Genomic DNA, 13,664 nt, shown 5'->3' on the forward strand with positions numbered 1-13,664 from the left:
TATAAAACTTATATCAGTCAAAGGTATCACAATCTCAGAGGAATGGCAAAATAAAAAACGTTAACCCCTGATCTTGTTATACAAAAATAGTACGATATTTATATAATTGTTTAATTATGAGGCATATTCATCTCTGCAACTTAGTGCAAACGATTGCATAGCCGTAAGTAAACATTTAAACAAAATCTTATTATTGAAAACCAAGTAACCTTTATTTTTGTTCTGTCGTTAAAAGGGAACTGATCATCCCCTGTCGATCTTTGAGAATTCCTAATAAATTATATTGTTAACTTTAATTTTAAATTGCATGAAGCAAGTTAATCTTAGAATCCTTCGAGTGATTCTTCCCCTGCTGGGGTTATTCTTGTCGTTAAGTGCTTATGCGCAGCAGGTTGCTGTTAAAGGGCATGTAAAAGATGCACTTGGCGAGCCTGTGATAGGCGCTAATGTAGTAGTAAAAGGTACATCGAACGGTACAATTACCGATATTGATGGCAACTTTATACTAAATGCTCCCCTAAACTCAACTATTGAAGTTTCTTTTATTGGCTATAAAGCTGCTGAGGTTCAGGCGGCTGCTACGCTTACTATTACTTTGCAAGATGATGCAGAGTTACTTGATGAGGTGGTGGTAGTAGGATATGGTGTGGTGAAGAAGAATGATGCAACTGGTTCGGTTACAGCAATAAAGCCCGATCAATTAAGTAAAGGGATAACAACTAACGCCCAAGATATGCTTGCAGGTAAGATTGCCGGAGTTAGTGTTATATCCGATGGTGGTACTCCTGGTGGTTCTTCAACCATTCGTATTCGTGGAGGCTCTTCTTTAAATGCCAGTAACGATCCTTTGATTGTTATTGATGGTTTGGCTATGGATAATGATGGTGTTAAAGGTATGCCAAATGCTTTATCTATGGTTAACCCAAATGATATTGAAACATTTACTGTACTGAAAGATGCTTCAGCTACAGCTATTTATGGTTCGCGTGCATCTAATGGTGTAATTATTATTACTACCAAGAAAGGTGCTGTAGGTTCTAAACCCAAAGTAAGTTATAATGGAAATGTTTCGGCAGGTATCATTCGTTCCAAACTTGATGTGATGAATGGTGATGAATATCGTGAGTATGTTACTAATCTTTTTGGTGGTGAAGATAAGTTGCCTTATGCTTTGGGCACAGCCAACACCAATTGGCAAGACGAGATTTACCGTACTGCTATCAGTCACGACCATAATTTAACCATATCGGGCGGTTTCAAAAATATGCCTTACCGTGTATCTTTGGGCTATACTGACCAAAACGGTATTGTGAAAACATCTAGTTTCGAACGGTTTACTGCTTCTTTGAATCTTTCGCCTACATTCTTTGCCGATCATTTAAAATTGAATATCAATGCAAAAGGAATGTATGGAAAGAACCGATATGCCGATGGTGGCGCTATTGGTTCTGCTGCAACAATGGACCCAACTCGTCCAATAACGGATACTGGTTATGATAATTTTGGTGGATATTGGCAATGGACTACAGGATCAGAGTTTCCAAGTGACAACTGGCCATTAACAGTAAATTCTCTTGCACCTCAAAACCCAGTTGCTTTATTAAATCAAAAAAATGATAGGGCTAAATCGCAGAGCTATGTTGGTAATGTTGAGGTTGATTATAAATTTCACTTCTTCCCCGATATGCGCATTCATGCTAATTTGGGTGGCGACTATTCGGAAGGTACACAAACCACAATAATATCTCCTTATGCTTACTCTAACCATTATTATGGATGGAATGGTGCTACTGAGGAATATAAATATAACCTTTCAGGTAATGCTTATTTGCAATACACCAAAGATTTGGGTGTACACTTTGTTGATGTTATGGTTGGTGCTGAGCAACAACACTTTCATCGCACATGGCGCATTTACGGACAGGGTGCCGATTTTGAAACAGGTGTGGCAAAGGATGCAAAAGATGATCGATATGGAGCTCATAGTTCGCTGGTGTCATACTTTGGACGTATCAATTATACGCTTCTTGACAAATACTTGTTAACAGCAACCGTTCGTCGTGATGGAACTTCTCGTTTCTCTGATGCCGATGGCAATCGTTGGGGAACTTTCCCATCTGTTGCTTTGGGGTGGAAGTTGAAAGAAGAGTCTTTCCTTAAAAATGTAGATTTACTTTCCGATTTGAAACTACGTTTAGGCTGGGGTATGACTGGACAGCAGAACATTAGCGATAAAGATTTTCCATATCTACCCCAATACGTTGGTAATAAGACTGGTGGATACTATATGTTTGGAGATGAAGTAGTAGAAACTTCGCGTCCAAGTGCATACAACAGCACATTGAAATGGGAAGAAACAACAACCTGGAATGCTGGTATTGATTTTGGATTCCTTAATGGACGTATTACTGGTTCATTGGATTACTATTTCCGCGAAACCAAAGATCTGTTGAACGAGGTTAAGATTGCAGCAGGAACAAACTTCAACACAATGCTGTTGAGCAATATCGGAAACTTAGAGAATAAAGGTTTTGAGTTCTCAATTACAGGTAAGCCAATCGTATCCAAAGACTTCACTTGGGACTTGACTTACAACCTAACATACAACAAGAACGAAATCACTAAACTGACTGGTGGTTCTGATGCTGGTTACTATGTAGAGACCGGAGGTATTTCGCAGGGTACTGGCTCTACTATTCAAGCACACAAGGTCGGTGAGGCTGCAAGTTCATTTTATGTTTATCAACAGGTATATGAAAACGGAAAACCTATTGAAAATCTTTTTGTTGACCGTAATGGTGATGGCATTATTAATGACTCTGACCGTTACATCTACAAGAAACCTGCTGCCGATGTGTTAATGGGATTGACTTCTAAGATGATTTGGAAACAATGGGATTTTAGTTTTGCACTTCGTGCCAGTTTTAATAATTATGTATATAATGATGTGATAGCCAACCGTGCTAATGTTTCTACTTCTGGTATGTGGTCTACTTCCGGTTTTTATTCAAACCGTCCGTTGGATGCTATAAACTTAGGATTCACAGGTACCGGAAATTATTATATGTCCGATTACTTTGTTCAGAATGCTTCTTTTTTGCGTTGCGATAACATAACATTAGGTTACTCTTTCAGTGATCTGCTTAAAAATGCAGCCTATAAAGGTATTCAGGGACGTGTTTATGCAACTGTGCAGAATCCATTTGTGATTACAAAATATGATGGACTTGATCCGGAAATCAGTGGAGGTATTGATAACAATATTTATCCTCGTCCAACAACTTTTATGTTAGGTGTTAGTCTACAGTTTTGATTGTTAAACAGCAAATAAGTATTTATTATGAAACTAAGATATTTAAAATCAATCATTCCGGCAGTCTCATTAGCCTTGATGTTGGGCATGACGTCTTGTGCTGATGAATTAAACATTAAACCGATTGACCCATCTGTTGATTTAGATTTTTCGCAAGATGAGGTTTTTGCAAAACTATATGCTACTATGGGGCTAACAGGGCAAGAAGGTCCTGCTGGTAGTGGCGACGTTGCCGGTATTGACGAAGGTACTTCTGCATTTTACCGTTTGATTTTTACGGCCAATGAATATCCTTCAGATGAAGTGATATGTTCATGGAGTGATGCAGGTATATCAGAACTGAACTTCATGAGTTGGGGCTCTTCGCATGGACAACTTGAGGGACTTTATGGTCGTTTGAACTATGATGTTACTCTTTGTAATCATTTTCTTGAACAAACCGAGGGTTTAACCGACGATAAAACAGTTCGTCAGAGAGCCGAAGCCCGTTTTATTCGTGCTTTAAACTATTATTATTTGATGGATCTCTTTGGAAATGTACCATTTACCGAAGTAGTGTCGACCGAGTTGCCTGAACAGATTAAGCGTGCTGATCTTTTCAAATATCTGGAAACAGAGTTGCTTGATATGGAAAGTGACATGTACGAATCTCGCGAAGCGCCATTTGGACGTGCCGACAAGGTAGCTACTTGGTTCTTGTTATCACGCATGTATTTGAATGCTGAAGTATATACTGGTACAGCTCGTTGGAGTGATGCTGTGACTTATTCAAAGAAAGTGCTTGACTCAAGTTATGGACTTTGTTCAAACTATGCTCACTTATTTATGGCAGATAATGATCAGAATGCAGATGCAATGAAAGAAATAATCTTGCCGATTCGTCAGGATGGTGCAAATATCCGTTCTTATGGTGGTTCACTTTATGTAATAGCTGCTACACACACCGATGGAATGACCTCTTGGGGTACTTCTGAAGGTTGGGGTGGTGTTCGTGCCCGTAAAGCATTAGTTCAGAAATTCTTTCCCAATGATAATCCTCCAATGAATGGTGTAGAAACCGATATGGTGGCAGCAGCCGATGATGATCGTGCTTTATTCTTTGCTGGTGACGATCGTAAACTTGAAATCAGTGATCCTTCTATCTTCAAAGAAGGACTGTCTATTTCTAAATGGTCTAATGTCCGTTCGGATGGTAAGGCTTCGAAAGATCCACAATGGACAGACACTGATATCCCATTTTTCCGTTTGGGTGAAGCTTATTTGAATTATGCAGAAGCACTTGTGCGCAGTGGTGATACATCAACAAAAGCACTTGATGCATTAAATGAACTACGCCTACGGGCCAATACAAGTAAATTGGCTACTGTGAATTTGGATATTATTCTTGATGAGCGTGCTCGTGAATTGTATGCTGAAGCTATCCGTCGTACCGATTTGATTCGCTATGGTTATTTCACATCTAATAAATATATGTGGGATTGGAAAGGAGGCCAAACTGCAGGAACCTCTGTAAGTAGTATTTATAATCTTTTTCCTATACCTGCTTCTGATCTTAATGCAAATAAGAATCTGGTTCAGAATTCAGGTTATTAATGTTTAACTGTAAATAGAATACAATTATGAAAAAAATATATAGTACATTGGTTCTGTTGCTTAGTCTCTTCTCCTTTGCTTCGTGCGATGATGATAGAGATTCTAATCCAACATTAGCCGAGCCTACAGAATTTATATTGAATACCCCCAAATATGTTTCAGGTATTTATGACTTGAAAAATACAGAAAGCATACAATTAACTTGTACACAACCGGATTATGGCTTTACTGCTGCTGCAACTTATAGTGTACAAATTGCTGTGGAGTCCAATTTCTCTAACTATACCACATTGGGCACAACATACAATACAGCTGCTATGGAAGTGAATGCTAAAGAAGTGGCTGTAGCTCTTGTTGGATTACTTGAAGTGGAAGAGGCAGAAAACTATCCAAAAGATATTTTTCCTGTATTTGTGAGGTTGGAATCTAAACTGTCAAATGGAACAGGAAAGATAACTTCAAACATTATCGAATTACCTAAGGTGAAAGGATACTTTGCTCTTGACGACATGGTAATGCCCGAGAATATGTATGTTATAGGTAATGTTGCCGGTAACTGGGATTGGACAAAGAGTATTGCATTAACTCCAGTGAACAGTACCGAAGGTAAGTTCTGGGGAATTGTTTATTTGGGCGAAACAACTGGTGGTGATAAGGCTGAAATTAAATTCAACTGGGAAAAATCATGGGACATTGGCGAAAACTTTGGAATGAAGAATTCTATAATAGATGATGCTTCTAAGGAATTGGCTGGTATTTCTGGTGAAGATAATATTAAAATAGGTAATTCAGGCTGGTATCTGGTTGTAGTTAAAGTTGAAATAGAGGGTCGTTCTTATAAATATAATGTTCAGTTCCTGGCTCCAAATATATATTTAATTGGAGGTACTGTTGGTGGTTGGGATATTTTGGATAGTAATTTGTTTACTGTTCCAACAACAGTTGATGGTGAGTTTGTTTCTCCTGCTTTTACTGTTGCCGATGAACTTCGTATGTGTGTGAAACTTGAAGGGCAAGAATGGTGGCATACTGAATTCATTATTGCTAATGGTGAGATTGACTACCGTGGAACAGGTGGCGATCAGGATCGTGTAAAGGTAGCTGCTGGTAAAAAAGCTTACCTCAAATTTAGTGATGGAACAGGTTATATTCAGTAATTATCAGAAAAAACGAATTGATCATGAAAAATATCAGCATATATATAATGATGCTTCTTGCTCTCTGTGTAACAGCGTGCGATGAAGACTTTAATAAAGATGTGGCTGCGCCACAAACCAATCCGCAGGAGAATCCACAGACTATTGCCGGTTTTTCCATAGCAAAAGATACAGATTTCAACTCGGCTATTGTTTTAGCTGATTTGGAAGAGGGTACAATGTTGACGGCAGTAAAAGCAACAGCAACTCCTGAAATGGCCGAAGGTGCAAGTGTTGCTTTTCGCTTGCAACTTTCAGATACTGAAGATTTTGCCAATATTATGGACTTGGCATCTATTAGTGAAGGCAATGCTGCTACAGTATTGGTTGAAGACTTAAATGCTACAGTTATCGAACTATTTGGTAAAGCACCTGAAGCACGGACTACTTATCTACGTGCTTATATCTATATTCTTGATGGTACTTCTGCCAGTATGATGCCTGATCCGATAGCTTTGGGAACAGTTATTGCAACTCCGATTAGTCCAGAAATAGACTCTGCCTATTATTTGATTGGTACACCCAATGGTTGGAATGGTGAAGATGTAAGTACACTACTTAAATTCTCACATAGTGGCAAAGATGTGTATGAAGATTCAGAATTTACGCTTATGTTTGAAGCAACAGAAGATTCTTATTGGAAAATTATTCCTCAGAAGTTGGTAGATGCTGTGAATAATGGTGAAGCTGCTGATGTGTGGAAGGATGGTGTACTTGGTACAGCAGTAAATGATGATGATTCCCTTGAAGGTGAGTTGGTAGATACTGATCCTGGTGCCGGATTGATAAAAGGAACTGGATGGATAAAGATGACTTTGAATATGATGGAGCGCACCTATAAAGTTGAAATAATAGGTGAAATGGCACGCACACTTTATGTACCTGGCAGCTATCAAGATTGGAAACCAGCTACAGCTGCAACACTTTATACCCAGAATGTTGACTTTAAGTATGATGGTTATGCGAATTTGAATGCTAACGCAGAGTTTAAATTCGTAAATGGTCCAGATTGGCCCAACGGAGACAATGGCTACAAAGATTATGGTACTGATTTGGATGGCGATACTGGTAATTTGAACGGGAGTAGTAACATTTCTACTACAGAAGCCGGTTTTTATCGTCTAACAGTTGACTTGTCTGGTAGTGTATATACCTATACTGCTACAAAAACAGTTTGGGGACTCATTGGTGATGCTACTACAGGTGGATGGGATAATTCTACCGAAATGACATTGGATCCGGAAACCTATAAATGGACTGTAACTACAACTTTGGCAGCAGGTACATTTAAATTTCGTGCAAACAATGGTTGGGATATCAATCTAGGGGGCGATTTAAACAACTTGACTTATGGTGGTGATAATATAAGCATCGATGCAGATGGTGAATATATTATAACATTAGACTTAAGCGATCCTAAAGCATATAAAGCTACAGTTGTGAAGAAATAGTATAACATTTTAATTCAAGGTAAAAAGTGTCAAAAGTCTGATTCAATAAATGGAGAATGACTTTTGGCACTTTATAGTAAAAAACAGATTATGAAAAAGAATATTTTCTTTTATTGGATACTACTAATAACATTATGTGTATCCTCTTGTTCCGATAACAATGATGAACCCGAACCCACTCCACCCGATCCACCAGGTCAGGAATACATAGAAGGCATCAATCAATTCCCTAAAGAATTTAAAGCCGACGAAGAAGTTGAAATTGTATTCAAAGCCTCAAAAACTTCTGCATTATACAGTTATGCAGGTGATGTATATGTCCATATTGGCGTTGTAGAAGGCACAAACTGGCTCTATGTACCAGCCGACTGGGACAAAAACATTGCTAAATGTAAAATGACTAAGTTGGAAAATAATGTATGGAGTCTTACCCTGTCTCCCAACATACGTAGTTGGTTTGGTGTTGCTGAAGGTGTTTCCGTACAAAAAATAGGCATTGTATTTCGTAGTGCAGATGGAACAAAGAAAGGGATAGAGAATGATTCGTTTATCTCAGTAGAGGATAAAACCTTTACTCCGGGAGAAACAGTGTTTGCTCCTCAACCAGCAAATACCGTTGATGGCATAAATGTGACAGATCCATCTACGGTTACACTGGTCTTTTATGATAAGGACCTGAATGGGAAACATAAAGACTATGCTTATGTAATTGGTGATTTCAATGATTGGAAAGTAGATAGCGAATATCAGATGAAACGTGATGAGGCTACCAGTTGCTGGTGGATTACACTTTCTGAACTGGAGAGCGGAAAAGAATATGCTTTTCAATATTACTTGGGCAGTGAAGATGGTGTTCAGCGTATAGCCGATCCGTATACAGAGAAAATTCTTGATCCATACAACGACAAGTATATTCCTGCTTCCACTTACCCGAATTTGAGAACATATCCAGCCGATAAAACATTTGGCATTGCATCTACTTTCAGAACAGTAATGAAAGAAGATGTTGGAATTGTGTTTTTCGACGTAGAAGATAAACACAATCTGATTATCTACGAAATGCTTTTCCGCGACTTTACAACTTCGGGTGATATAAATGGTGCTATCGAAAAGCTTGATTATCTACAGTCATTAGGTGTAAATGCTATTGAACTTATGCCAGTGCAAGAGTTTGATGGAAATGATAGTTGGGGATACAATCCTTGTTTTTATTTTGCATTGGATAAAGCTTATGGTACTAAAGAAATGTACCACAAGTTTATTCGCGAATGCCACAAAAGAGGTATGGCTGTGATTTTTGATGTGGTTTATAACCATGCTACAGGTTCCAACCCTTTTGCACAATTATATTGGGACGCTACTAATAATCGAACAGCAGCCAACAATCCTTGGTTTAATGTAAAAGAACCACATCCGTATGGTGTATTTCATGATTTCAATCATGAGTCGGCATTGGTACGTACTTTTGTGAAACGCAATCTGAAGTTCTTATTAGAAGAGTATAAAATTGATGGTTTCCGTTTTGATATGACCAAAGGGTTTACACAAAAACAAAGCACCGAGTCGACAGCCTCAGATTATGATGCTTCTCGTATAGCCATATTAAAAGATTATAATGCAGCGATTAAAGCAGTGCATCCGGAAGCTATTGTTATTCTGGAACATTTTGCTGAATTGAAAGAAGAGAAAGAACTGGCCGAAGATGGTATGATGTTATGGCGGAATGCAAACGAAGCCTATTGTCAAACCGCTATGGGATGGGATGAGAAAAGTGCTTTTACACATATGGTTACCTATAATACCAAAATGCCATTTGGCGGTTGGGTTGGTTATATGGAAAGCCACGACGAAGAGCGTACTTCGTTCAAAGCCAAAACATGGGGAGATGGTGCAATAAAAAGCGATTTAACCACCCGGATGAAACAAGCACAGGTGAATGCTGCCTTTTTCTTTACTGTTCCTGGTCCTAAAATGCTATGGCAGTTTGGTGAACTTGGATATGATATTTCCATAGAAGAAAATGGCCGTACAGGAAAGAAACCAATTTTATGGGATTATTACAATATACCTGAGAGAAAAGGTTTGTATGATACTTATTCCAAACTGATTGATTTCCGCCTCTCTTATCCTGAATTGTTTAAATCGAACACTTCCTTTAGTTGGAAAGTATCTACAAGTAATTGGGCAAATGGTCGTTTCATTAATGCTCAAGCCGGAAACAAAGCAATGGTTGTAGTTGGTAACTTCACTGCGAATGATAGTGAATATACTGTTGAGTTTCCTGACAAAGGTACATGGTATGATTATATAAATAACACTACGCTTGAAGTAACCTCTAATACACAAAAGGTAACCGTTCCGGCTCATGAATACCGGTTGTTATTGAATTTTGAAGTGAGGTAGTGTAAAGGAGGTAAAGTGAGGTAAAGGAGGTAAAGAGTTGAGTGTTTTTAACTTTATCTCACTTTACCTCTTTTTATTTCACTTTACCTCCTTTGCCTTACAATTCAAAACATTTCCAGTTGTTGATAAAGTTTGTTTGCCCATTGAATTTCTTCCATAGCCCATTCGGCATCATTGTCAGTGCTTTCAGCTTTAAAATCGGTCAATAAAGCTACATACTCTTTTAAAACGTCGGTTGCTTTAGCTTGTTTGTTTAACCGTAATAATACCAGTATTTCTTGTTTGTAAAGTTCTAGATTTGGAATATCACTAAGTACTTTAGCTTCCTGAATAAGTTCCAGACATCTTTCATTACCCTCTTGAGTATTTGTTAACTCCATATTGGCTTTAACAAGCACTACATAGTCCTCATCGTTAGCAATATTTGTATTGATCTTTTTGATCACCAGTCTTCTTGCAGCCTCATAATTATGGCTGTTAAGTTGAATAATAGCATTTCTTGTTGTAACATTGGCCATTGTTTTTTGATAAGTTCGGTTACTAAACTCTTTACCATCACCTAAATCGGCTAACCTTTGATTGAGGTTCCCAAAAGTTTTTTCATCCTCATTATACTGTCTGTGTTCACGTTGATAATAGTTTCTGATCTTGGTTAATGCCGAAGTAAGAGCAGCCGGATCCATATTTGCAAATTTTAGAAACTCAACAGCAATCTTGTCAGCCTGTTTGCGTTGTTTATTGGTATACCCCATACCCAACCGTTTGATGGCAGAATAATTCAGTGCTTCATCTGCAACAGCAGCAGTGAGTAAAATACCTCCAGGAATATAATTGTCATTATTCTCTGTCAGAGCAATTTCCAAACCACCAGCAACTGCAACTAGAAATCCTCCCCAGAATTCGGCTCTTCGGGCCCGCGATATTTCTTTTTGTACATTCAATAATGGATGATCCATAACATAATGAGCAATTCCTGATGCGATAATTGCAGTTAATTCTTCTACCGAATCTAACGTTGTCAGTAATCCAGTGCTAATAAGCAAAGTACCGTTTGCAAGCATATTTGCATAAGGAGTTGGCGATTGTATAATCTTTAAGTCAGCATATTCCGGACGTTTTTTATTAAAATCTTTAGGAGCAATACCGCAGAAAATAGTTTTTACATAATCTATGATATAAGCATCTTTGTAATATAAATCTGATATTCCACTTAAATAATCATTCGATTCTTCAGTTAATTCCTGTCTTAAAGCAAATCGGTATCCTTTATTATCATAATACTCGAACATGTTCGATTTGATATATTCGGCCATCCAGAATTGCTCCATCGTTTTAGGGTGTAGTTCAACTATCTTTTTAGCTTGATTGGATGGAATAGAAATTTGAGTATTGTTGATAGACACTGCCAATTGTACATCACTTGACAGTTTAATAACATTCATAACCAATATTGGAGTTCCTTTTGGGAAATCATTGTAGCTGATTTTCAAAACTCCTTCAATGTCAACACGAGGAGTGAGATCCTTTCGCTGAGCATAGATGCTGGTTGATAAAGTTGCAATGATAAATAGAGATAATATCTTCTTCATGGTTGTACTATTTTAAAGTTGTCTAGCTAATTACAAAAATAAGAAGAGTGTTTCCCTTTTTACTTGTTTTTTTCCTAATTATTAATAGGGAATTCCCTATAGATTACATCCTTTTTGAGGTTCTTATTCGCTTACGGTACTATTTTTTTTGATTTTATTGTTACTTGATTAGATAAAAAACTAGCTTTTACATTGAAAAAAAGTACTGAAAGTGAATAGGAACCTCAAAAGTTTCAATTCTATACAGTTCGATTAAGACTTTCCGGCGTGAATGCTACTTGTACATATATAACCTCGTTTCAATTCTATACAGTTCGATTAAGACTATAGAAATTGAAGAAATGTTTACCAAGAATGAAGAAGTTTCAATTCTATACAGTTCGATTAAGACAGTTATAATCATATTTTTCTGCTATTTCCTCTGCGATGTTTCAATTCTATACAGTTCGATTAAGACAACGCTGTACCACGATCTGCCTTCTCGCTATCGAAGTTTCAATTCTATACAGTTCGATTAAGACTGGAATTAAAAGTAACAGGAACCGTATTCGTAGAAGTGTTTCAATTCTATACAGTTCGATTAAGACTATTGGAGTAGCTAAATCATTTATTCATGTAGGGAGGTTTCAATTCTATACAGTTCGATTAAGACAACAATGAAGGAAATGTTTTTGAAGTCGTAACAGAGTTTCAATTCTATACAGTTCGATTAAGACATGCGTTATCCTATCTTCAGAAACGAAATATATCTTGTTTCAATTCTATACAGTTCGATTAAGACCCTATGCACGATTGTGTAAAAGAAATTTTCCAAAAAGTTTCAATTCTATACAGTTCGATTAAGACAAATAGTACTTTACCTTCATCTCTTCTTTAATCCAAGTTTCAATTCTATACAGTTCGATTAAGACTCTATGGAAATGACACAGATATTGAACATCTTGAAAGTTTCAATTCTATACAGTTCGATTAAGACAAAGGAGGGAAAATATGCACTGAAACGAAAGAAAAAGTTTCAATTCTATACAGTTCGATTAAGACATCTTATTTTCCTGATTACCCGCATACATAACGAGTTTCAATTCTATACAGTTCGATTAAGACAAAGGAGGGAAAATATGCACTGAAACGAAAGAAAAAGTTTCAATTCTATACAGTTCGATTAAGACATCTTATTTTCCTGATTACCCGCATACATAACGAGTTTCAATTCTATACAGTTCGATTAAGACGTGTCCGGGATTGCTTTCCGGATTTATGCCCGAACAAGTTTCAATTCTATACAGTTCGATTAAGACACTGATTGAACTCAACAATTATGATATGTCGTATGACGTTTCAATTCTATACAGTTCGATTAAGACGCAGCCTAAATATTTTTTTAGTTCTTGCTGAAGCTGTTTCAATTCTATACAGTTCGATTAAGACATTGGCTTACTCATGCTTGACCTCCTTCCATCATTAGTTTCAATTCTATACAGTTCGATTAAGACACCCAAGTTCCAGTATGTACTGAAATCGCTCCTGCCGTTTCAATTCTATACAGTTCGATTAAGACGAGTTCTCATTTTGATCATTGTTTGACTTTTTAGTAGTTTCAATTCTATACAGTTCGATTAAGACCATCACCAAACAATTTACTAAAAAAGGTTTCTCCGGTTTCAATTCTATACAGTTCGATTAAGACTTGTTAAGGATCTCACAAACAAGCTTCCCACTGGAGGGTTTCAATTCTATACAGTTCGATTAAGACTGGACAGAGTATACTACATTAACGATAATGGAAAAGTTTCAATTCTATACAGTTCGATTAAGACGGAAAATTAATATGTATAGCTCTGTTTATCTCCTTCGTTTCAATTCTATACAGTTCGATTAAGACTAGACCTGGTATTGAAATACAATAATATTGAGAGTTGTTTCAATTCTATACAGTTCGATTAAGACGCTTTTGAAGCCGAAGTTGCTTTGCATCTGCAACGGAGTTTCAATTCTATACAGTTCGATTAAGACGAACAAAACCTGCGTTCAAATCCTGCCTACATAGGAAGTTTCAATTCTATACAGTTCGATTAAGACTAGGCTCTGGATGATTTTCAGGTGTGTCATCTAATTGTTT

At 37.2% G+C, this 13,664-nt stretch carries 6 protein-coding genes and 1 CRISPR repeat array (1 of these 7 running past the window's edge); of the genes, 5 read left to right on the plus strand and 1 reads right to left on the minus strand.

The window, feature by feature from the left end:
• Nucleotides 1–307 precede the first annotated feature (307 nt).
• The 5 genes from D0T85_RS02385 (at nucleotide 308) to D0T85_RS02405 (ending at nucleotide 9,956) form a co-directional block, all read left to right on the plus strand.
• The gene (locus D0T85_RS02385) at nucleotides 308–3,313 is read left to right on the plus strand and encodes a TonB-dependent receptor (RefSeq protein WP_163209816.1); all 3,006 of its coding nucleotides are present in this window, start codon (nucleotides 308–310) and stop codon (nucleotides 3,311–3,313) included.
• A 27-nt stretch (nucleotides 3,314–3,340) separates the two neighbouring features.
• The gene (locus D0T85_RS02390) at nucleotides 3,341–4,906 is read left to right on the plus strand and encodes a RagB/SusD family nutrient uptake outer membrane protein (RefSeq protein ID WP_163209818.1); all 1,566 of its coding nucleotides are present in this window, start codon (nucleotides 3,341–3,343) and stop codon (nucleotides 4,904–4,906) included.
• 26 nt (nucleotides 4,907–4,932) lie between these two features.
• Complete coding sequence (locus D0T85_RS02395; protein ID WP_163209820.1) at nucleotides 4,933–6,063, plus strand: SusF/SusE family outer membrane protein; 1,131 nt, start codon at nucleotides 4,933–4,935, stop codon at nucleotides 6,061–6,063.
• A 23-nt stretch (nucleotides 6,064–6,086) separates the two neighbouring features.
• The gene (locus D0T85_RS02400) at nucleotides 6,087–7,553 is read left to right on the plus strand and encodes a SusF/SusE family outer membrane protein (protein WP_163209822.1); all 1,467 of its coding nucleotides are present in this window, start codon (nucleotides 6,087–6,089) and stop codon (nucleotides 7,551–7,553) included.
• 90 nt (nucleotides 7,554–7,643) lie between these two features.
• The gene (locus tag D0T85_RS02405; protein WP_163209824.1) at nucleotides 7,644–9,956 is read left to right on the plus strand and encodes an alpha-amylase family glycosyl hydrolase; all 2,313 of its coding nucleotides are present in this window, start codon (nucleotides 7,644–7,646) and stop codon (nucleotides 9,954–9,956) included.
• 104 nt (nucleotides 9,957–10,060) lie between these two features.
• On the opposite strand, the gene D0T85_RS02410 is transcribed toward D0T85_RS02405, so the two are convergent.
• Nucleotides 10,061–11,545, minus strand: a complete 1,485-nt coding sequence (locus tag D0T85_RS02410) for a M48 family metalloprotease (RefSeq protein WP_163209826.1) — start codon at nucleotides 11,543–11,545, stop codon at nucleotides 10,061–10,063.
• Between the two features lie 230 nt (nucleotides 11,546–11,775).
• Nucleotides 11,776–13,664: a CRISPR direct-repeat array (repeat unit 29 nt; unit sequence GTTTCAATTCTATACAGTTCGATTAAGAC); it runs 10,371 nt beyond the window's last position.

Origin of the sequence: Bacteroides sp. 519, from assembly GCF_010500955.1 — a bacterium.
In the GTDB taxonomy this organism is placed as follows: domain Bacteria; phylum Bacteroidota; class Bacteroidia; order Bacteroidales; family Bacteroidaceae; genus Bacteroides.